At 32.5% G+C, this 21,333-nt stretch carries 18 protein-coding genes; 7 read left to right on the top strand and 11 right to left on the bottom strand.

Features of this window, described 5'->3' with window-relative positions:
* Positions 1 to 786: 786 nt before the first annotated feature.
* The 6 genes from EBF09_RS00830 to zupT form a co-directional block, all read right to left on the bottom strand.
* Complete coding sequence (locus EBF09_RS00830) at positions 787 to 2,277, bottom strand: flagellin B (RefSeq protein ID WP_121763251.1); 1,491 nt, start codon at positions 2,275 to 2,277, stop codon at positions 787 to 789.
* A gap of 1,098 nt (positions 2,278 to 3,375) precedes the next feature.
* Complete coding sequence (locus EBF09_RS00825) at positions 3,376 to 4,128, bottom strand: hypothetical protein (protein WP_121763250.1); 753 nt, start codon at positions 4,126 to 4,128, stop codon at positions 3,376 to 3,378.
* A 177-nt stretch (positions 4,129 to 4,305) separates the two neighbouring features.
* Entirely contained in the window at positions 4,306 to 5,262 is a 957-nt protein-coding gene (corA, locus tag EBF09_RS00820) for a magnesium/cobalt transporter CorA (protein ID WP_121763249.1), read from the bottom strand.
* Between the two features lie 83 nt (positions 5,263 to 5,345).
* The gene (locus EBF09_RS00815) at positions 5,346 to 6,554 is read right to left on the bottom strand and encodes a phosphoglycerate kinase (protein WP_121763248.1); all 1,209 of its coding nucleotides are present in this window, start codon (positions 6,552 to 6,554) and stop codon (positions 5,346 to 5,348) included.
* 117 nt (positions 6,555 to 6,671) lie between these two features.
* On the bottom strand, positions 6,672 to 7,070 hold the full coding sequence (locus EBF09_RS00810) for a hypothetical protein (protein WP_121763247.1): 399 nt from the start codon (positions 7,068 to 7,070) through the stop codon (positions 6,672 to 6,674).
* A 230-nt stretch (positions 7,071 to 7,300) separates the two neighbouring features.
* Complete coding sequence (zupT, locus tag EBF09_RS00805) at positions 7,301 to 8,176, bottom strand: zinc transporter ZupT (RefSeq protein WP_121763246.1); 876 nt, start codon at positions 8,174 to 8,176, stop codon at positions 7,301 to 7,303.
* 168 nt (positions 8,177 to 8,344) lie between these two features.
* Between zupT and EBF09_RS00800 the strand changes: the two genes are divergently transcribed.
* The 6 genes from EBF09_RS00800 (at position 8,345) to EBF09_RS00775 (ending at position 14,832) form a co-directional block, all read left to right on the top strand.
* Positions 8,345 to 8,569, top strand: a complete 225-nt coding sequence (locus tag EBF09_RS00800; RefSeq protein WP_121763245.1) for a flagellar basal body rod C-terminal domain-containing protein — start codon at positions 8,345 to 8,347, stop codon at positions 8,567 to 8,569.
* Positions 8,570 to 8,913: 344 nt separating this feature from the next.
* The gene (locus EBF09_RS00795) at positions 8,914 to 9,951 is read left to right on the top strand and encodes a cytochrome-c peroxidase (protein WP_121763244.1); all 1,038 of its coding nucleotides are present in this window, start codon (positions 8,914 to 8,916) and stop codon (positions 9,949 to 9,951) included.
* 212 nt (positions 9,952 to 10,163) lie between these two features.
* Positions 10,164 to 12,017 (top strand): menaquinone biosynthesis decarboxylase, encoded by a 1,854-nt coding sequence (locus EBF09_RS00790; protein WP_121763243.1) that lies wholly within the window; start codon positions 10,164 to 10,166, stop codon positions 12,015 to 12,017.
* Positions 12,018 to 12,101: 84 nt separating this feature from the next.
* Entirely contained in the window at positions 12,102 to 12,653 is a 552-nt protein-coding gene (locus EBF09_RS00785; RefSeq protein WP_121763242.1) for a hypothetical protein, read from the top strand.
* Complete coding sequence (locus tag EBF09_RS00780; protein ID WP_232817598.1) at positions 12,646 to 13,476, top strand: CvfB family protein; 831 nt, start codon at positions 12,646 to 12,648, stop codon at positions 13,474 to 13,476. Before EBF09_RS00785 ends, EBF09_RS00780 begins: the two co-directional genes overlap by 8 nt.
* Positions 13,477 to 13,602: 126 nt before the next feature.
* On the top strand, positions 13,603 to 14,832 hold the full coding sequence (locus EBF09_RS00775; protein WP_121763241.1) for a tetratricopeptide repeat protein: 1,230 nt from the start codon (positions 13,603 to 13,605) through the stop codon (positions 14,830 to 14,832).
* 164 nt (positions 14,833 to 14,996) lie between these two features.
* Here the strand turns inward: EBF09_RS00775 and EBF09_RS00770 are convergent, their stop codons facing one another.
* Genes EBF09_RS00770 through EBF09_RS00750 form a run of 5 tightly spaced genes read right to left on the bottom strand, consistent with a single transcriptional unit; the run spans position 14,997 to position 20,023 of the window.
* A complete protein-coding gene (locus EBF09_RS00770) occupies positions 14,997 to 16,199 on the bottom strand; it encodes an LPP20 family lipoprotein (protein WP_121763240.1) in 1,203 nt (400 codons plus the stop codon).
* Positions 16,200 to 16,217: 18 nt separating this feature from the next.
* On the bottom strand, positions 16,218 to 17,564 hold the full coding sequence (locus tag EBF09_RS00765) for a DUF6844 domain-containing protein (RefSeq protein ID WP_121763239.1): 1,347 nt from the start codon (positions 17,562 to 17,564) through the stop codon (positions 16,218 to 16,220).
* A 60-nt stretch (positions 17,565 to 17,624) separates the two neighbouring features.
* Entirely contained in the window at positions 17,625 to 18,251 is a 627-nt protein-coding gene (gene lpoB / locus EBF09_RS00760) for a penicillin-binding protein activator LpoB (protein ID WP_121763238.1), read from the bottom strand.
* A gap of 20 nt (positions 18,252 to 18,271) precedes the next feature.
* The gene (locus EBF09_RS00755; protein ID WP_121763237.1) at positions 18,272 to 18,658 is read right to left on the bottom strand and encodes a YcfL family protein; all 387 of its coding nucleotides are present in this window, start codon (positions 18,656 to 18,658) and stop codon (positions 18,272 to 18,274) included.
* A 9-nt stretch (positions 18,659 to 18,667) separates the two neighbouring features.
* On the bottom strand, positions 18,668 to 20,023 hold the full coding sequence (locus tag EBF09_RS00750) for a COG3014 family protein (RefSeq protein ID WP_121763236.1): 1,356 nt from the start codon (positions 20,021 to 20,023) through the stop codon (positions 18,668 to 18,670).
* A gap of 543 nt (positions 20,024 to 20,566) precedes the next feature.
* Between EBF09_RS00750 and EBF09_RS00745 the strand changes: the two genes are divergently transcribed.
* Entirely contained in the window at positions 20,567 to 21,271 is a 705-nt protein-coding gene (locus EBF09_RS00745) for a response regulator transcription factor (protein WP_121763235.1), read from the top strand.
* Positions 21,272 to 21,333 lie beyond the last annotated feature (62 nt).

The raw sequence follows: 21,333 nt of genomic DNA, 5'->3' as shown, positions 1-21,333 counted from the left end.
AAGATCCTAACCTGCTTTGCCTTTTAAGGATAAATTTTGTGTATTCTTGATAGAATACTGCTTTAAGTCTAAGTTAAGCAGGGTTTAACTAGAATCCTATCGTTTTTCTATATGTGTTTATTTTAGTTTCTCTTTGAAACTAAAACAAGAACTATTAGTGAAATTATAAAAATTATTATTAATTCCATATTAGCTCCTTTTCACATCTTCAAAAGACAATAAAAACAAGCTTAAAGCGATGCAAGTATAGCAACTGCTTAATAAAATAAAGTTTAAAATATTAATTATGATTTATTTTTTGAATACTGTATTTTAGTAATGATAAAGTATGGGTATTTGGTTTTTATGGATTGCTTCAGTCTTAAGGGCTTCGTAATGATAAAATAGAGGCGTTGTGATAAAAAAGGAAGTTTTGCAATGAAACATAGAAAAGTCTAAAATGTCACTGCGAGTAAATGTGTTAGCATTTGCGTGGCAGTCTAAAAAACAACTTTTAAGGGTTTCCTTTTAGATTGCTTTGTCGGCAGAGCCTCCTCGCAATGACAGAAGGGGGCTTAAAGTCCTAGCGATGACAGAGGGAGTTTTGCAATGACAAAAATAGCCTTGTAAAGTGTAGAGATTTATATAATAAAGTAGGATTTCACAAAGGTATAGAATAAAAAGAGATATTTATATCTAAAGCTGAAAAAATGAATAAGGTAAGTTTATAATAGATTTTAAAATAAAAAGTAAAAAATTAATTTAATAAATGAGCTAAAAGAGGCTTTAAGCCTCCTTTGGCTAAGACTACTGAAGTAGTCTTAAGATATTTTGTTGTGCTGCATTAGATTGGCTTAATGCATAGCTACCTGCTTGAGCTAGAATGTTTAGGTTAGTGAAGTTTGCTGATTCTTGAGCGAAATCTACTTCTCTAATTCCTGATTCTGCTGATTTTACATTCACTTGAGTGATTGTAATGTTATTGATAGTTGATTGCATTTGTTGTTGCACAGAACCTAAATCTGATCTGATTTTATCTAGTTGCTTAATAGCAGATTCGGCGATATTCATCATTAGCATTGCTCCATCTAAAGTTGTTACTCCTGCTCCTAGGGATTGTCCAGCTGTTCCGCTATTTATGGCGTTTGCACCTGTTGCAGATCTTAGGTTTGCACTAAATCCATCTTTAGAGTCTCTCAAGTTTGTTGTATCTTGTGCTACTTTGCTAATATCTGCAGAACCATTTAAGCCACTAAATTTAATATCGTTAGCTCCTAGTTGAGTTAATACAAGAGTTCCTACGATAGTGCTACCTGCTGTACCTCCAGCAGTAACAATACCTGCACCACCTGCTGACATACCACCACCAGTAATTTGGATAGCTCTACCATCTGTTGAAGTAAGAACTAGTCTACCATCTTCAGAGATAGAAGCTTCTACTCCTGTTTGCTCTTTTTTGGAGTTAATTGCATCTACCAATCTTCCATCGGAGTCAGCTTGTTTTACTCCAGAGATATCCCCGATTTTAACTCCATTGATGGTTAAGCTTGTGATGTCACCCGCTGCAACTTCATTGCTACCTGTTTTCCCTACTTTAGCTTCAGCTCTTATTCCGCCTAGTGCATCAGAGTTTTTGTTAATAACTTCTGCTAAAGCACCTAAACCAGTTCCAGCTGAAGTAGAAATAACAACGCTTTCTAGTGTTATATCTTGTCCGCCTTTAGCATTGATAAACTTCATAGATTGAGTTCCCATACCACTAAATCTTAGTGATTCAGTTCTAACATGTCCGATTTTATCAGAGCTTGTAGCACCGATACTTGCACGGATTGTTTGGTTAGAATATGCACCTACTTGGAATTCTTTATTTGAGAAACCGCCCGCAAGAAGATTTAATCCATTATAAGATGTAGTTCCAGCAATGTTATCTAAAGATTCGATAAGTCTGTTAATATCTGCTTGGATAGCTAGTCTTGTTTGCTCTGTTTGTCCATCCTGAGCGGCTTGAGTAGCTTTAGTCTTGATAGTATCTAGAATCTTGATTTGCTCATCCATAGCTTTATCGGCGATTTGGATAATTCCCATACCATCATTACCATTTCTAATAGCTTGTCCTAAAGCATTTGCTTGAGATCTAAGGCTATCAGCAATCGCCATACCTGAAGCGTCGTCTTTAGCAGAGTTGATTCTCAAACCTGAACTTAACTTTTGCAATGAACTTGCAAGAGATGTTTGTGTAAATGTGCTTTGAGCGTGTGAATTTAACGCATTAACGTTAGTATTGACTTGGAATGCCATTTTAAACTCCTTTTTGTTATAGCTTTTGCCTTCCTTGGCGTAGCTTTGATTAAGATAAACCTAAATGAAAGCTAGTTGTATAACCAACTTCCTTTTTGGTTATGACATTATATCGGAAATAAATCAAAAAAGTTTAGCAAAATCCATAAAATTTTTGAAAAAATTTAAAAATTTTGTAGAAAGGGTAGGGGAGGAGGAGGCTTTGTGATGACAAAATAGATTTGTAGGGGTTTAAAATTAGATTTGCACTTCGCTGTTGCTCGTGGATAACGCTTTGCTTGCATGCTTTATTGCTCACGCTCCTCGCAATGACAGGGGGGGGTTATGATGACAAAAAAGAGAGTTTTGCAATAAAATATAGAAAAGTCTAAAATGTCACTGCGAGTAAATGCGTTAGCATTTGCGTGGCAGCCTAAAAAATGCAAGAGAATTTTATTTTTATATTCTATATATTAAGAAATAATTTTATTATCCTTAAAAGGCAAAAAGGAAGATCCTAACCTGCTTTGCCTTTTAAGGATAAATTTTGTGTATTCTTGATAGAATACTGCTTTAAGTCTAAGTTAAGCAGGGTTTAACTAGAATCTTATTGATTTATTTGATGTGATTTATTCTAGTTTCTTTTTGAAGCTAGAATAATGAGTACAATTAAAGAAATATTAAAAGCAATTAATAATTCCATATAAACCTCCTTTTACATCTCTAAAAGACAATAAAAACAAGCTTAAAGCGATGAAAGTATAGCAACTGCTTAATAAAACAAACTTTAAAATATTAATTATGATTTATTTTTTAAACATCATATTTTAGCAATAATAAAGTATGGGTATTTGGTTTTTATGGATTTGCACTGCACTTTGTTTATCCTAAAGGTTTGGTTGCTTTAGCAACAGATGAATAACGCTCCTTGTATTCTTTAGAATGCCTCGTTAGCAGAGCCTCCTCGCAATGACAAGAAAAGAGGGGGATTTTGTAATGTTGAGGGAAGTAACTCATAATGGGCACTTCTCGCTATCGCTTGTGGATAGATTGGCTTGTATGCTTCATCGCTAACGCTTCTAGCAATAATAATGGAGGCGGTTTGTGGTGGTAAAGAGCTTAATAAATCTCTATTAAATCAAATTCTTTTAAAAGAGTAGGGCTTTTTTCTAAGGGTTCTAAAAAGTCATTTCCTGCTTGATAGATAGGCAATAAAAAAGCTTTGGAGTCTTGGGTGGATTTTTTATCGGTTTTTGTGGGAGTAAAATTTTGATTTTTAGTGTAGTAGTGATTTTGGGGATTTTTTTGTGAATTTGCAATTTGAGCTAGAGTGGATTTTGGTAGATATGCTTCAAGTTCTTTTACCTTTTGAGCTATGCTTTTGTAATAGTTTTCTGCTTGAGTGTTTGCGTATTTGTTTTTTTGCCAACTATATCCTTTGTTATAAGATTTTATAATTTTTTTCCAATCCCCTTTATGTTCTTTGTGCCAAAATTGCAAATCATTGAGCGCGATTTTTTGTGCAAATTCATCATTGCTCACTAGCATAGCTCCTACTAAATTTTCTGTAAAACCATTTTGTTTTAGATTTTTATAGCGTTTAATTACTCCTGGGATATAAGCATGATAGATTCCAGCACTTGGATCTTGAAAATTCATTTTATAAACTCCAGCACATGATTCTTGCCAAGCGATTGCAGCTAGTGTGTAGCCAAAACCATATTTTTCACCCGCTAGATAAGATTGTAAAAGAACTTCTTTTTGTTCGGTGCTAAAATCTTTTAGAGGGACGCACGAATTTTTAAATTCTACTTTAGGGAGTGCATAAGAAAAACTAAAAAGTAATAAAAATAATAAAATAAACTTTTGCATAAATACTCCTTTATCTAGCTTAGTTTAGTGAGTTTTTGTAATTATTTTAAAGATAATAGCAAATAGCGTTCCAAAAATTAATTTATCTTTTAAAAAACATAAAGAGGGGGAGAAAAAGAAGAATAAAGATTAAAAAAGAAAGAAAAAAGCCTTAAAGCTAGGGAATCTTATTTAAGATTAAAGCCATTTTTTCTTTTTAAAATAAATTATAGGAAAGATTGTAGAAGCAATCATTAAGCCAAGAACAACAGGATAAGAATAAGTCCATTCAAGCTCTGGCATATGTGTGAAGTTCATACCATAAATTGTTGCAATAAGCGTTGGGGGCATCATGGCTACGGTTACAACGGTAAAGATTTTAATAATTTTATTTTGCTCAATATTGATTTGGTTGGAAAAAAGTGTTTGGATATTATCTAAAATCCCCATATTTACATTTGTAAATTCTACAAGAGAGTTAATATCTTTTAATACAATCCCTAAGTCTTTTCTCACATCTTCATCGGCTTTTCTTGTGCGGATAAGAGCAGCAATCGCAAGACGCTTATCAAAGAGGCTATCTCGCAAACTTAAATGCATTTCTTGTAAAGTGGATAGCTTCTCTAAAATCTCATCGCCTAGCTGTTTTTCTCCTACGACTTTGCGACGCAAAAGACGCGTTTCTCTAGCAATACTCTCTAGCATATCTGCATCTTTTTCAACGCGTAATTCAAAGATTTTACTGATTAAGTCAAAGCCATCTTCAAAGTTTTTTGGACTTGCTAAAACGCGTTGTTGAATCTCATCAAATACGCGAAACTCACTATATCTTACGGTAAATAAAATCCCTTGTGCAACAAGAAAAGTAACGGTTTCATTGTGGAGGAGATTTTGCTCATTGGGGCGTGTTAAAAAATAGGTATTGATGGTAACCGTTTCGCTATCTTCCCAGTAGCGTGCGGATTCTTCAATCTCTTCTCTTTCTTCTTTTGTTGGGATTTCAAGCATATAGGTTTTAGAAATGTAAGCAATTTCTTCTAAGCTTGGATGTAAAAGATCAATCCATAAAATATCTATATTAGGCGCAATGGCTTCTATGGAAAGGATACTTTCCCTAACGACTAATCCATTGCGTTTAATAAAAAAATTCATCATTTAAGCCTCCTAGCTTTGGAGGCTTAAAGCGCCTCCTTAAAATGTGTTTTGGGGTGGTTCTCCCATAAGTTTATCCTTAAAAATTAATCTCTTTTGTCTAAAACTTCAAAAGCAGGTAAAACAATTCCTTCTAGTAGTTCTAAGCTTGCTCCACCACCTGTTGAAGTAAAACTCATGCTATCTTTGTTACCAGCTTTATCTACTGCATCGGCTGTATCTCCACCTCCTATTACGCTGTAAGCATAAGTATCTGCAATTGTATGAGAGATACTAAAAGTTCCGCGTGAGAATTTTTGCACTTCATATACACCTAATGGCCCATTCCAAATAATTGTTTCGCTATCTCTAATCACTTCATTAAAAAGTTTCACAGTAGCAGGACCAATATCAACAGCTGCTAGATTGTCTGGTATATCTTGTGCGGGGGTAATTTTGATAATTTGAGGATTTTTAATATCATCGGTTGCTACTACATCTACTGGTAAGTAGATTTTGACACCTTTTTCTTTTGCGGATCTTAGAATATTTTTAGCTTCTTCTAATAGCTCTTCTTCTATAAGAGAATTTTTAGTATCATAACCGATAGCTTTTAAGAAAGTGTTACTCATTGCCCCGCCAATGATGATTTTATCTACAACATCTAAGATGGAGTTTAAAAGAGTTAGTTTTGAAGAAACTTTAGAGCCTCCTACGATTAAAAGTAGGGGACGCAGTGGATTTGAAAGTGCAATCGCAAAAGAATCAATTTCTTTTTTTAGAAGAAGTCCGGAAACTTTTTGCTTTGCAAATTGTGCAACACCATAAGTAGAAGAGTGCTTTCTATGTGAAGTCCCAAACGCATCATTGACAAATACATCACAAAGGGAAGCGAGTTTTTGAGAAAGTGCAGTGTCGTTTTTCTCTTCCCCTTCGCAAAATCTAATATTCTCTAACAAAATTACGCTACCATCTACAAGAGTGTTTAGCACAACTTGTGTATTTTCTAAACTATCTACAAAAACAACATCTTTAGATAAAAGTCGCTCCAGTCTTTTTAAAATGTGTTTGAGTGAAAATTCATCACTTTTGCCTTTTGGGCGTCCTAAATGGCTTACTAAAATGATGGATTTTGCCCCATTATCAATGCAATAATTGATTGTTGGGATTGCCTCTCTAATCCTTGTATCATCGCTAATATTAAGCTCATCATCCATTGGGACATTAAAATCAACACGGATAAGGATTCTTTTGTCTTTAATATCAATTTCTCTGATATTTTTTACATTTTGCATAATTTCTATATTTTTGCTCATTTTTTACCTTATTTTTTGTTGTGATTATTATTGCTAGAATTTTAACCCAAAATGGCTTAATTATCAATATTTACAATATTTTTTAGAATATAAAATTAAAATAATTTTTACTTATATTTATGAAAAATTTAGATTTAAATTTTCTAGCCATTTGCAAATTTGCAATTTCTTAAAAGTTTCGTTTGTTTTTAAGGCAATGAGTTTAAAATCTTGACTATTATCATAAATATAAACTTCATCACATAGATGAATGGCAATTTTTAAATTAACTAAAGAAGTGTAATATCTTTTTTCAATAATTTCATCTTTAACATTATGCCCACCTTTTTTTACGCGAATTTTAACGCGCTCTTTGGCAAGTTTGACACTTTCTAAACCTACATAATAAAGAATTATTTTAAATTTTTTCTCTTTTGCCTTTTTAAAAAGCTTAAAGATTCCTTTGCCACTTAATGTTATTTCTTGATTAAAACTTTGTTTTTTTAGATAAGAACCTTTTGCGTAACAATAGGGCAATCTTGGAGGCTCTTAATTGAACTTTTCTCTCTCCAATCTCCTAAAGAGCTTATTATCTTCATCAATATTAATTCTAAAAGCCAAAATCTTCATTTTTTTCTAAAGCTTTATAATAAAAAGTGGTTTTTCTTGAGCCATTGATGCCGCCAAAAATTACTAATTTACTCAAAACTTATACCTTTTAGAAAATTTTCAACATTATATTATAAAAAAACATAAAAAATAGGATTTTAAGGATTTAATAAAATGAGGCTAAGTGCCATCACTCCCATTCCTAAAACTAATCCATAAAGGCTATCGTGCGCTTTATCATAGGTGCGTGCTGAGGGTAAAAGCTCATCAAAAGAGATAAAAACCATAATCCCAGCCACCACTGCAAAAGTGATAGCAAGAGTTAATTCATTCATAAAAGGTAGGATTAAAAAAGCACCCACAAATGCTCCAATGGGTTCTGCAACTCCTGAAAGCACTGAATAAATGAAAGCTTTTTTCTTATCACCTGTGGCATGATAAATAGGAAGTGAAACAGCCATACCTTCTGGGATATTATGGATAGCAACAGCTACTGCTATGGCTATTCCAAATGAGAGGCTATCAAGACTTGAGATAAAAGTAGCAAAGCCTTCGGGGAAATTATGGATAGCAATGGCGAGTGCTGTGAAGATTCCTGTGCGTTTTAGAGCTTTTGTATTGACTTTAGCTATGGAAATACCCGGGTGAAAATTAGGTGTTTTTCTAGGATTTTTAGGAAGGGGGCATATTTTAAGCTCTGAGTAGTCCTCTTTTGGTTCGTGAGGATTGACATCTTCGGGGATTAATTTATCAATAATTGCACTTAAAATAATTCCTCCAAAAAAACATAATAATGCTAAAAGTTCGCCAAAATTTGAGTTGTAATATTTTCTAAAATCTGAAAAAGCAGAGGGTAAAATCTCCATAAAGGAAATATAAATCATAACTCCTGCTGAAAATCCAAGCCCAAAAGAAAGGATTCTTAGATTATCTTTTTTAGAGAAAAAGGCTATCACAGAGCCAATGGCAGTGCTAAAACCCGCAAGAAGTGTCAAAATCATCGCATAAGTAATTTGTGTCCAAGTAAAATCCATAAAATCTAACCTTTATTAAATAATAAAAATTATCAAATAATAGCATAAAATTCTTAAAATAAAATCTTAAAAATATAAAAATTAAATATGATTTATAATTTTAGGAGAAATTTAGTTAATAAATATATAATATGTGTATAAAAAGTTAATGTTAGGAGTTGTTTAAAAATGGAAATCTCAAAGGGTTTTGATTATGCAAATGCTTTTAGTAATGCACAAAATGGTATAAATTCAAATATGCAAATTTTACAAAATAGCTTAGAAACTTCCCAAACAGATTTAGCACAAAGTAGTGTGGATAATATCGTATCTCAAAATGGAGTGGAAGCTAATGCAAAGGTAGTGCAAAGCCAAGATTCTATGATGCAAAGTTTGCTAGATTTGATGGCATAAAGAATTTTGCAATCAATTAAGTAGGGTTTAATAAAGAGAATGTGATTAAAATGAAGCTTTAGGGGAGTAATGGAGTTCTTTAAAAAAAGGGAGAGGGGTTAAAAGTATAAAAACAAAATTTTTAAGAATATAAAATTTATGAAATCTTTGTAGATATTCAATTTTTAGGGTATTTATGCAACTTTTAAACACATTAAAATGTTTAAAAAATATAGAATAATAAAAACTATTATTAATAAATAAAGATTATATTTTATTAAAATATAAGTCAATAAGGGCTACACTTCGCTTCTATCACCTCTTTTAAAAAGTATTTTGGGGTGATAAATTTTTAAGGAGGCTTTATGAAAATTAGCTCTTTATTATCTGTTTCGTCAATTTTGTTGGCTTCGACATTAAGCTTAAATGCAGCTAGCTCTCTAGTGCAAGAAGCAAAGAATGCGGGCTTGGCTCCACTTCCAAAAAATCAAAAAGAAGTAGAAAAAATCTTAAAAGATATGGGTGTAAAATTTAGTCCTTTTACAGAAGAAAAAGCAGATCTTGGAAAACAGCTTTATTTTGAACCTAGACTTTCAAAGAGTGGATTGATTTCTTGTAACACCTGTCATAACTTAGGGTTAGGGGGTGCAGATGGAATTTCTGCAGCAGTAGGTCATAAATGGACAGCAAACCCTCATCATTTAAATTCACCAACCGTTTATAATTCCGTGCTTAATGCTACGCAATTTTGGGATGGTAGGGCAGGTAGTTTGGCAGATCAAGCTAAAGGACCTATCGAATCAGAAGCAGAGATGGCAACCCCTGCAAAGCTAGCAGTGGAAAAAATCGCATCTTTGCCAGAATATGTAGAGGACTTTAAAAAGATATATGGCAAAAGCGGTGTAACTTTTGATAATATTGCAGATGCTATTGCTACATTTGAGCGAACTTTACTCACTCCATCAAGATTTGATAAATTTATGGAGGGAGATGAAAATGCACTCTCTAAGGCAGAAAAAGAGGGTTTAAAACTCTTTATGGATAAAGGTTGCACGGCTTGTCATAATGGAGTGAATTTGGGTGGAACTATGCAAGCTTTTCAAGTAGCAGGACAATATAAATTTGCAAATTTAGGAGATTTTAAAGGTGATGCAAATGGTATGGTAAAGACTCCTACTTTGCGTAACGTAACAGAAACTGCTCCTTATTTTCATAATGGTGCATTTTGGGATTTAAAAGATGCAATTAAGGAAATGGGAAGTATCCAACTTGGAATTAGCATTTCTGATAAAGAAGCAAAATCTATTGCTACTTTTTTAGAATCCTTACAAGGAACAAAACCTCAAGTAATATATCCACAGCTTCCTGCTTCTACGCAAACAACTCCTAAACCAGAGCTTTAGGAATTACCACCTATAGGTGGTAATTAAAAAGTGAAAATTTTTTAAATATTTGATAGCACAAACTAGACAACAAATACAAATAACATTAGTTTTTTATACATTATTATGGGGATTGTTTGTGAAATTTATATAAGAAATCAATGATGAAGTTAAACCTAAATTATGGTATTATGTGAAAAATTTTCCATTATTTTTTAGGAGAAGTCTTTAAAATGAGAAAAACGATTGATTTATTAAAAATGCATAATGAGATAAAGATTATTTCCACTCCTTTGGATATAGAGCTTGAAATACCGCATTTAGCGTATTTAGAAGTAAAAAAGAAAGAAAGCAAAGCCTTGCTTTTTACAAATCCTATTTGCAAAAGATTAAATAAAACTTATGAAACTCCTGTGCTTATGAATCTTTTTGGAAATTTTAAACGCGTAGAGCTTTTAATAGGGGATACACAGAAAATAGCAAAAGAAATCAGTTATTTTTTAAAAATGAAGCCCCCAAAAGGCGTGGGTGAATTTTTAAGATTTTTACCTAAAATCGCACAGCTTAGATTTTTAGCTCCTTGTGTGCAAGAAGATATTAAATTGGCACAAGAAGTTGTGTATAAGGGTGTAAATGTAGATTTGCTAAGTTTGCCAGTTATTAAGACTTGGGAAGAAGATGGAGGGGCGTTTATCACTATGGGGCAGTGTTACACACAAAGCCTAAATGGAGAAGTGAAAAATCTAGGAATGTATCGTTTGCAAGTTTATGATAAAAATCATTTAGGTTTGCATTGGCAATTGCATAAAGATTCGGTTGCACTTTTAAAAGAATATAAAGAAGCTAAGCAAAAAATGCCTGTAAGTATCGCTTTAGGGGGAGATCCGCTTTATACTTGGTGTGCTACTGCACCACTACCTAAAGGAATCTATGAGCTTATGCTTTATGGTTTTATTAAAAAGAAAAGAGCAAAACTTATAAAGTGTATCAGCAATCCTTTGTGTGTGCCTTATGATTGTGATTTTGTGATTGAGGGCTTTGTAGATCCAAATGAGCTAAAAGAAGAAGGGAGGTTTGGCGATCATACGGGCTTTTATACACCTATTGAGCCTTATCCTGTTATGGAAGTGAGTGCAATTACTAGCAAGAAAAATCCTGTTTTTTTAGCCACAGTTGTGGGTAAGCCACCTTTAGAGGATAAATATTTAGGTTATCCAACAGAACGCATTTTCTTACCACTTTTGCAGACAACCACACCTAATTTAATAGATTATTATATGCCAGAAAATGGAGTATTTCATAATCTAATCTTAGCAAAGATAAAAAGTGAGTATGAAGGAGAGGCAAAGCAAAGTATGCATGCTTTTTGGGGGGTGGGGCAGATGAGCTTTGTAAAACATGCACTATTTGTAAATAAAGATGCTCCTAGCTTAGAGAGTGCAGAGATTATTACTTTTATGCTTAATCGCTTTAGTGTAAAAGAATGCGTGATTAGCGAGGGGATTTGTGATGTTTTAGATCATTCTTCTCCTAATTATGCTTATGGAGGGAAGCTTGGAGTGGATTTAACTAAAGAGCTAAAAGAGACTAAAAAAGTGGTGCTTTTAGAAGATGAAGTGTTAAAAGATAAGCTTTCTAAGGTATTTTCAAATTTATGTGTTTTAAAGCAAATTTATAAGGACACTTTGAATCCTATTGTTTTGCTGGGTGTAGAAAAGCAAGCAAGTATGCAAGAGATTTTTTCTAAAAAAGAGTTAGCAGAGCTTACACAACATTTAAGAATTGTAGTGGTGCTAGATGCAAAGAGCAATGATTTAGATAATCTTTATATGGTGCTTTGGAGGGTTGTAAATAATATAGATGCTAAAAGAGATATAAAAATCATTCATGAAGCAATTTTTATAGATGCAACTAATAAAAGTGAAGTTGATGGGCATTTAAGAGAGTGGCCTAAAGAGACAGATTGCACAAGAGCTATTTTGGATAATCTAAGAGAAAAAGGGCTTTTAGAAGATTTTAGCGATGAAGAGCTAGAAGATTTTTATAGAAAATTCCATATTGATAAGTCTTATTCTACAAAAACTTGACAAAAACTTGACAAAATATAGATTTTATTTTGACAAATTTTAGGCAGAATTTCTAATGAGAAAATTTTATCAAGAGGTGAAAATATGGAAACACAAGTTTTAAATAGAAAAACTTGGATTAAAAATCTTGGCAGTTACATTGCTAAAAAAAGAGAAGGGGGACTAAGCGAAAGTGCTATTAAAAAACACATCAAAGAAGAATTTAAAAAAAGAAGCACATGGGGTGAAAATATCGCATTTTTAGTAGCTTCTTTTTTGTTGTTTGCATTGATAGGTTTTGGAATCCATTTTAGTAGTGTAATGCTTATGTGGGAAGCAGACATTCATGCGGTAAATTTAGGATTTTCCCCAACTTATTCTTTGGTTTTAATGCTTCTTTGTGGAGTGTTGATTTTTGGATTAGTTTTAGTTTATGCAAAATTTTTCTTAGATTGGTTTAAATACCATAAGACTTTAGATGAGAGTTTGGATGAGAGTTTTTATTTAAGATTATTTAGAGTGATAGCACTACTAGGACTTATCGCATTTGCAATATTGATGATAGTTGTGATTTTGGCAAGTATGCAGATTGCTAGTGAATATGGTGTAGATTTTAGTAATGTTTTTATAAGAGCAATAGGAGAACTTTTTGATTGATGTAGGTAGAATTTATACTTTAGAGATTGTAAAAATTGTAAAAATTGGGGCTTTCTTACAAAAAGGAGATAAGGAGATTTTGCTTCCTTTAAAATATCTTCCAAAAGATGCAAAAGAGGGGCAGAGTATTGAAGTTTTTCTTTATACAGATTCTGAAGATAGACTTATAGCCACTACTTTGAAGCCTTATGCGATGCTTGGGGAAATCGCACTTTTAAAGGTGGTGGATAAGAATAATTTTGGTTGCTTTTTGGATTTAGGAATTGCAAAAGATCTATTTATGCCAACCCTTAAGCCTCAAAACTATCCACTCAAAAGCAATGTGGCAGTATTAGTGAGTGTGGATAGAGAGGGTAGATTAATCGCTAAAAATGATATAAAACCTTACTTGAAAGATCTTAAAAAAAGCAATCTTAAAACATTTAGCGAAGTGGAAATTATCCCTTTTAGAGCCACTGAGCTTGGTTATGAATGTGTGATAAATGGAGAGTTTTTAGGGCTTGTGTATAAAAATGAAGTGTTTAATAAAAATTTTTTAAATCAAAAATACAAAGCATATATTAAAAAAATTTATCCGAATGGAAAATGTGATTTAAGCTTAAAGCCTCCTATGCAAAAATCTAATGAGAAAGAAGAAGCAAAAAGGGTTTTAGAGATACTAGAGCAAAAGGGTGGCAAAATGGAGTTTAACTATGATAGCACTCCACAAAGTATTTTAGAGAATTTTTCTATGAGCAAAAAGGCTTTTAAACGCGCATTAAGTGAGCTAGTGAAGAACAAACAGATCATTTTAGAAAATGGAAATATTACTAAAAAGATTTAATTTTGATGTTTTAGAACGCTAGGATTTGTTTATATTTTTCTTAGCAAAGCTATAGTTATAATTCATTGCTTAAGCTATAATATAAGAAAAATTTTATTAGAATGGATATTAATTTTGGAGCAAGTAATGAAACGACTATTTTTTGCGCTTTTCTTGGGGCTTGGCTTAGTGTGGGCCAAAATAAATATAAGTGTGTTAGATGCGACGATAAAAGACAAGGCTTTGAGCGGTGTGGAGCTAACTTTTCAAAAAGAGGGTAAAGATTTAAATAAAGCTTTTACGGATAATAATGGCAATGCAAAGATACCTATGTCTTTTAGCAAAGATGATGTTATGATGATTTTGAAAAAAGAGGGCTATGCGAGTATGGCAGTAAAATGCCCAAGTGAAGACTTTGTGTATGCGATGAGTCCAAATTTACAAACACTAGATTCTATGCGTGTGGTGTTGCAATGGGATAATGAGCCTTTGGATTTAGATTTGCATGTATATTTTAAGGACAGCCATATTTATTTTGAAAACAAAGAGGGGGTGGATGTGAATTTAGATGTGGAGAATACAGAGGGTTATGGGCCTGAAACTATCACGATAAACAAACGCCACAATGGAGAAAAATACATTTTCTTTGTGCATAATTATAGCTCATGGGCTAAAGAAGCACGAGATAAAGAAGGCAAATATGCACTTCCGCTTGATAAGCTCAAAAATGCAAAAGTCTATGTATATGTGGGCTCTTCACTTATTCGCGCCTACACTATGCCACCCATTCCACAAGGTTTAAAAGATGCTAGAATCTGGGTGCCATTTTATGTGGATGAAGAGGGTAAAATCATTGATAAAAATATTATTTTAGATGATGAAAATGCGCGCAAAGATGATTATTTTAGAAAAGATTTAGAAAAGGTTATTGCTAAAAACTTTCATCTTGCTTATACACAAACTATAAGCACAGAAGATAAAAAACAAGCTAAAATTTTAGATAATCTAGGTGTAGAAGCCTATAAGAGTAAAGATTATGAAGTAGCAATTTATCATTTAAAAGATTCTATTAGGCTTAATCCAAATGAAGCAAAAAGCTATTCTAATCTTGGTTTAGTGTATCAAAAAACTGGAAATCTAGCAGAAGCAAACTGGGCTAATAGAAAGGCAATTGAGCTAGCAAGTGGCAGGAGGGCAAATACTATTAAGGCAAGTTCATACTATAATATCGCAAAAATCTATGAAGAAAAAGGCGAGTATGAAAATGCACTAGAAAATTACAAAAAAGCTCAAAGCCATAAGGCAAATGCAGTCTATACAAACGCTATTAAAAGAATGGAAGATAAGCTAAAATTTAAAGAAAATAGAGAATTTTGATTGCTTGCTTTAAAGAAGTGTAAAAAAGCAAATATAAAAATAAAACTTTTTGTTAAAATTTGCTTTAATTAAGCAACAAAAAGTGTTTTAAATATTTATAACTGGTAAATTTTTTAAAAATAATTAAAATTAATAAAAATAGGGTTAAGGAAGTAGGGCAAGGCTTAAAAGCCTAGATTTACCCCACCACCTTCTACTTCCTTGTAATTCACTCCTCTTTCTCCGCCACCGTTAAATCCACCACCGATATTTAAAGGTCTGCAAAGGTTGCCTTTTTTCACGCTTCCTTCTGTGATTTTTCCATAAGAGAGTTTTGGAGTGGAGCGAGTGATCTCAATAGTTCCTACTTTTGTTTCAATTTGTCCTGTGGTTTCTTTAGTATAAGAATCTTTAATGGCTTTACCTAAAGAAAAGCATTCATAAGTATCCCCTACATTTAAAGTTTGGGAGAAAACTGCTTCATTGCCTGAAATTTCTGCTACTTTTAGTGGATAAATTGCATTTAAAACATCGCTTGAAATTTTAGCTGCAATTCTTTCTATGATTTTTTCATTTTCACTTAAAGTGCCACTTCTTAGTGTGAATTTCTCCACTAAAGTATTAGAATATTTAATCTGTCTAGTCGCAAAGAGTAAAACTCTATATTCAATAGAAAGTTCAATTTTAGCTTGATCTTTGCCTGTAACTACATTAGTCTTCACAGAGCCTTCAGCACCGCTAAGAGTGAAGAGCAAAATATAATCGGTTGCAAGAACATTTTTTAGTTTATAGACTTCATCACTTGTTGTATCGCCACTTTGAATAAGTGCTTTTTCCATTTGGTAGTAGCCATCACTATCTCTATCTAGCACATTAAATTTGCGACTTTGGAGTAAGTCAGTGATAATTTTTTGTTGTAGATTATTACCAATCCCTGCTTGTAAGTCATTGTGTGCTACATTAAACACAGTAATGCTTCTGCGGTTACTTGCTTTTAGCCCTGGAGCTTGGTATTTTTTAGTGGTTGTAGTTTTATAGATTGTAACATTTGCTATGTATTTGCCTTCATTATCTTTATCTACGCTATTAATCTCATAGCTATCAGCTTTGCCTTTAGTGGCTTTGTTGATTTGCTCGCTATAAGTATCTTGGATATTACTTCCATTATTATCGCTTATTGCTAGAGTTGTGGATTTTTTAAGAGAATTAATGCTAACTCCACTCATTTTTCCAATCGCTTCAATAATAGCATTATTAATCGCCTCTTCTCTAGTCAGTCCGCTTCCCTCACCTGTGCTTGATTTTGTGTTGGTGGTGGTAACCACTCTAGCTTCAAGGCTTAAAGCTAAGAGTAATCCCAAAAATAAAAAAACAAAAATCTTTTTCATCTGTTTTCCTTAAAAATTTTAGAAGTCATCTAGGCTATTAACGACATTAGATTCTCGTTGAATATTTGCGCTTTTTTTAGGAGTGTTAGCAGAAGAAGTAGCTTTTTGATTGCTAGGATTTAGTGCTTCGTTTGTGTTGGCTAGATTTTCATAGGAATAAAATCTTATCGCACCTACATACTCTACGCCATTTTCTCCAGTATAATCCCAAGTTTTAAGCGTTCTAATACCCCTTAATTTTCCACTTGCATTGGTTTTAACTTTTGTGCTTACTTTATCAATAATGTTGGCAATGGTTTCTTCTTGTTCTTGGGTGGAGTTATCATTGATATTTATGGATTGCTTTATGATTTCTTCATAATTCTCCCCAGTAGTTTGCTCATTACTTAAGCTAATATTAATATTCATAAACTCTATAATAGCCGCATCTGCTTGATTAGCTGCATTTTTCTTGGCAATTTCTTCTAAGCGATTTGTTTTTCTAGCATTATTTGCTTCAGGGATATAGCCCCAGTTTCCATAGCTTAAAATAATAGGTGCTCCATTCTCATCATAAATCAGTCTAATCCCATATTCATTTAAATAGCCTTGCTTTTCTTTAGGCAAATATTCTCCTATCGCCTTACCTTTTCCAGTAATTATGCTTTTTCTGCCTAGACTCATATCTGTAGCAATTTGTCTAGTTTTGTTAGAAATTACTGCAATCACTCCTACTTGATATTCGCCTCTTTTTTGTGTAAGCACCGTTTGGACAGGCACTAAACCTTTCATAGAACCAAAAGCTTTAATAATATCTTTTGTAATCATTTCTTCTTTTAAAAGTGTTTTTTTGCGCTCTTCGCTTAAGCCTTGAACATTTATGCCTAAATCTTGCAATGCTTTATCAAGCTTTGCACCTGCAAGCTGGGTAACTTTATCCATAATTTGTGAGAATGTGCCACCTTTTGGTAATTCTTCAAATTCTTTTGCGTTAGTGGAATTGTCTGATTCTATGTTTTGAATTCTTTGTGTAGAATGCTTTCCAAAAGCATCTTTGATAAATTCAGTTTGTAAATCTAGCATAGCTTTTTGATAGGCTAATTGTAATGCTTTTGAGAATTGTGGGTCTGTATCATTGACTAATACATTTGCTTTACCAGTATAGAAAGTTTTTCCATCTTTTGTTTGTCCATATTCTACACCAAATCTATCTTTAAATTCGTTAAAAAAATCATCTACGCTTTTGGGAGTAATGTCTTGTGTACTTGCATCAGAAATTTCATTTTGCACCTTAATATCTTCTTGTGAGATTGTTAGAGGTTGTGAGCCTTGCGCATAAAGCAAACTAGATAAGATTAAAGAACCTGCCATTATTAATTTTTTCATATTTTTCCTTTGTTTTGAAGTAAGACTAAGGCATAAAGCCTTAGAAGTTTTTTTGGGGGGTTACCAAGTTACAGATTTGCTAGAACCTGTTTTGTCAATCACTTTTTCATCTTCCCAGAAAGTTGTTCTTGAATTTGCATCGTTGATTCTTAGGTTAAAAAAGTATTCCACTTGAGTTTTGCCATTACTTAGGCGAGTGTTTGTTTGTCCGATTTTCCCCTCTAGCTCAAAATCAATCCCCGCTGCAGTTCCTTTTTTAATCACTGTTTTTTGGTTAAACTCATCAGAATTTCTTGATTCTTCTAATGCATCTGTGATAGTAGAGTTAGAGCCACCCGCTTGAAGCTCAGAGCTTACGATAAATTTACCACTATTTAAAAGAGCGATAGTTAGCTTTCTTGTGATTCTATCTGTGTCAATCCTTTGGGGAGTGTCGTTTTTAACTCTACCTACATAGATTACTTTTCTAGTGCCTGGTTTAATGTTTGTAAAAGCTGGGGAAGAAAGCATGCTTTGAATCATAGATTCAGCTACATCTTCAAAATCTTGTCTATCAAGCCCCATACTTAGTGCATCACCCTTTTTCTTTTGGCTTGCATAGCCATCTGTGTAGCTTCCGCCTGTCACACAACCACTCACCAACAAACCTGCTAAACCTAATGCTACTAAAATTCCTGCTTTTTTCATTTCATCTCCTTGTGAATAAATTAAAATTTACTTTTTGTTTTGATGTCAATTTTGAATTCTTTGGCTCTTTTATCTATTGCCATTTTTTTAAGGATAAATTCCTCGCCACCGCTTAATCTTAAAGGCCTATAAGAATCATCGCTAGAGTTTGGAAGAGAGAATCCCTTGTCATCTAGCCAAGTTATTTTATAGGTTAAATCCCTATCAAATTCACTTAAAAGTAGTATCTCCACTTCCAAAAGTCCATTGATATTATTGCGTTTTTTAATGGATTTGATAATGCTACTAGAATTTGCAGAACTCACATAGGAAGAACTATCTATGCTGGTAGATTCTACTTTGTAAGTAGCAGAACAGCCCACAAAAATTATAGTCAAACCCAAAAAAACTAACAAAATATTTCTCATAAAATTACCTTATTTTTGAATGATATTTACACTTACTGGATTGCTTGGATTAAAAGATCTCACCATTACAAGTGCGCTTTTGTTTTTATCAATCCTACCTTTATAAAGCTGTGTCCCATCGGGTGCTTTAATATCTAATGTTCCATTATTTTCTAGCATAACCACAGAAATGCTTTTAGGCAGTCCCCTCCATGCTCTTACATCAGCACTATTTGTAGCGGTTGTAAGTGCAGAACTAGCTAAACTTAGCCAACCACCTGTTTTATCGTTTTTAGCTACTGCTACATTAAGGGCAGTTTTTGTGATAGTTTGGGCTAGGGCTTTTGCTATCATGGAAGGCATATTGATTTTAAATTCTGTGGCTACGATATTATCTAAATCTACAATTTGTGAAGTTTGTGCTCCATTGATACTTAGATTTTCATAAGAAGCTTCTCTTTTTTTAAGTGTTTGGAGTGCTACGCTTGTAGTTACGATGTTTTTATCCACAACAAAAGGTAAAGTTAGGCTAAATTCATCTTTGATTGTCCCAAAACCATTTTCATACACTACAAAAACTAAATTGCTCTTTTTGGCTTTTGCACTTTTGGCAGCTTTTTGAAAAATTGCAGATTCTTTTCTTATTTCTTTGTTTTTAGGGTTGATGACTGAAACCTCTCTAAAAAGCTCTGCTGCTTTTCTGTAATCTCTATCCATATAAAAAAATACAGAAGCTAGATAAGTAGCATAAGGGTTTGTGAAGTTTTTAGTAGTGTCAAATTCTTTCCAAAGATGTGCGTATTCATCTTGTATGGTTTGTGTGTTTTGACTCATATTTTTCTTATAGTTTGGATCTTTTTTGGCTTCTTCTACTTCTTTCCTATTTTTGTCAATTTCTTTTGCAAAATATTCTTTTGCTTTATCTTGACGCATAAGAGCGCGGTTAAATTCTACTCTTGCATTTTCATAGTCACCTAAACTCATAAAGTTTAGTCCCTTATAAGCATTTACCATAATGCGTTCATACAAAGAACCCTCATAATCTACAATATTATCGTTAATTAAAGTTGTAGCTATGGTTTTTGCACCTTTTGTGCCTATGTTTTGTAAATCTACATCCCATTTATAAGATTCTTCTGCTAAGTCAAAAAACTCATTACTGACTTTAAATTCACCACAATTTTTAGCAATCAATCCTGCGTTTAATCCACGATAAATCGTATCATCTTGCTTTTTGGCTTTAGCAAGATTATCCTCTAAAAAAGCCTTATCGCAGAACTTTTGTGTTAAGTTATTTTCATAACTTAGATTGCTTTGTGAATGGTTGGCACAAGCACTAAAAACTAGACAACTAGCACCTAAAAGTATAGATGTTCTTAGTTTCACTATTGCTCCTTTTTGAAATTTATTTTTATTGTCCCCTTTTAAATTTTAAGCTTTAAATAAGGTCGTATTATTATACCTTCCTTATATTAGGCTTATATAAAATATTATTTTTATAACTCTATATAATGGGAAATAATTAAATAATAAAACAAAAATTAATTTTTAAAATAAATAAGTGGCTTAAAAAAAGTGTAAAATTTACACATATTATTTTGAGTTAAAAAAGTTAAGGTAAAAGTATGTATCATTAAAATCTAAAAATAAAATTGATAAGGGGCTTTAATGTGTAATTTAAATGCTACTTTTCTAATAAATTTTAAAAAATTTAATTTAAAATTTTAGTGAAATCTATTAAATTTTAATCATATATAAGTATAAAACTATAAAATTATGAAATTACTTTTTTTAATATAAATTAACAAAAATTCTATTACTTTATAATTATTTAATTATAGATAAGACAAAATAACAAAATCAATTTTAGAATTACAATATCTAAAATGTTAAGGCATAATGTATAAATATTATTTTAAGGAATAAGGAATGTTGCAAGAACTATTGGAGCCTCTAGGTAATTTAACGGTTTTGATTGTAGAAGATGATCCTGTGGCATTAGAGCTTTTGGAAACACCTTTAGCAAGAAGATGCCACAAGGTGTATGCCTGTAAAAAGGGGGATCAAGGATTAAAAATTTTTAAGAAGAATTCTATTGATGTTGTGATTACTGATATTAATTTGGAAGGGAAAATGGATGGTATTGAGATGATGCAAGCCATTAGAAAAATATCCTCTAATGTTCCTGTTGTGTTTATGACAGCTTATAGTGATGAGGATAAGATTGCCAAAATAGTAGAGTTAAATAGCACTGCTTTTATCAAAAAGCCTATTGACTTAGAAGAACTTTTTGTAATGCTTTTAAATATTAATCGTCAGTTACACAAAGATACTACTACTAATCTTGGAAAAGGGATTTTTTATCGTAGAAAAGATAAAGTGATTTTAAAAGGTTATGCGATTTTTGAATTAACAGATCGTGAAATTAGCATTTTAGAGCTTTTATTAAAGCGAGAAGGTGAGGCTATCCCCTATGAAGATTTTCAAACACATATATGGAAAGAGGGTAAGATGACAATGGATTCTTTAAGAATGCATATTAACAGCCTAAGACGTAAAACCTATTATGATATGATTAAAAATCATTCTAGAATTGGTTATAAACTACATATTGCACCTGAGCATAAAAAATAATAAATAGCATATTTTGTCTCTTTAAGAGACTTATGCTACAATTTAATCTTTTTAAAACAAAC

The organism is Helicobacter burdigaliensis, assembly GCF_003670295.1.
Lineage (GTDB): Bacteria > Campylobacterota > Campylobacteria > Campylobacterales > Helicobacteraceae > Helicobacter_D > Helicobacter_D burdigaliensis.
The sequence above is the reverse complement of the archived record's forward strand: the minus strand, read 5'-3'. Positions and strand labels throughout refer to the sequence as shown.

What these genes read in the sequence shown, in the direction of transcription:
- EBF09_RS00830 (WP_121763251.1), bottom strand. Translation starts at nt 2,277, where the DNA reads ATGGCATTCCAAGTCAATACTAACGTTAATGCGTTAAATTCACACGCT.
- EBF09_RS00825 (WP_121763250.1), bottom strand. Translation starts at nt 4,128, where the DNA reads ATGCAAAAGTTTATTTTATTATTTTTATTACTTTTTAGTTTTTCTTAT.
- corA (WP_121763249.1), bottom strand. Translation starts at nt 5,262, where the DNA reads ATGATGAATTTTTTTATTAAACGCAATGGATTAGTCGTTAGGGAAAGT.
- EBF09_RS00815 (WP_121763248.1), bottom strand. Translation starts at nt 6,554, where the DNA reads ATGAGCAAAAATATAGAAATTATGCAAAATGTAAAAAATATCAGAGAA.
- zupT (WP_121763246.1), bottom strand. Translation starts at nt 8,176, where the DNA reads ATGGATTTTACTTGGACACAAATTACTTATGCGATGATTTTGACACTT.
- EBF09_RS00800 (WP_121763245.1), top strand. Translation starts at nt 8,345, where the DNA reads ATGGAAATCTCAAAGGGTTTTGATTATGCAAATGCTTTTAGTAATGCA.
- EBF09_RS00795 (WP_121763244.1), top strand. Translation starts at nt 8,914, where the DNA reads ATGAAAATTAGCTCTTTATTATCTGTTTCGTCAATTTTGTTGGCTTCG.
- EBF09_RS00790 (WP_121763243.1), top strand. Translation starts at nt 10,164, where the DNA reads ATGAGAAAAACGATTGATTTATTAAAAATGCATAATGAGATAAAGATT.
- EBF09_RS00785 (WP_121763242.1), top strand. Translation starts at nt 12,102, where the DNA reads ATGGAAACACAAGTTTTAAATAGAAAAACTTGGATTAAAAATCTTGGC.
- EBF09_RS00775 (WP_121763241.1), top strand. Translation starts at nt 13,603, where the DNA reads ATGAAACGACTATTTTTTGCGCTTTTCTTGGGGCTTGGCTTAGTGTGG.
- EBF09_RS00770 (WP_121763240.1), bottom strand. Translation starts at nt 16,199, where the DNA reads ATGAAAAAGATTTTTGTTTTTTTATTTTTGGGATTACTCTTAGCTTTA.
- EBF09_RS00765 (WP_121763239.1), bottom strand. Translation starts at nt 17,564, where the DNA reads ATGAAAAAATTAATAATGGCAGGTTCTTTAATCTTATCTAGTTTGCTT.
- lpoB (WP_121763238.1), bottom strand. Translation starts at nt 18,251, where the DNA reads ATGAAAAAAGCAGGAATTTTAGTAGCATTAGGTTTAGCAGGTTTGTTG.
- EBF09_RS00755 (WP_121763237.1), bottom strand. Translation starts at nt 18,658, where the DNA reads ATGAGAAATATTTTGTTAGTTTTTTTGGGTTTGACTATAATTTTTGTG.
- EBF09_RS00745 (WP_121763235.1), top strand. Translation starts at nt 20,567, where the DNA reads ATGTTGCAAGAACTATTGGAGCCTCTAGGTAATTTAACGGTTTTGATT.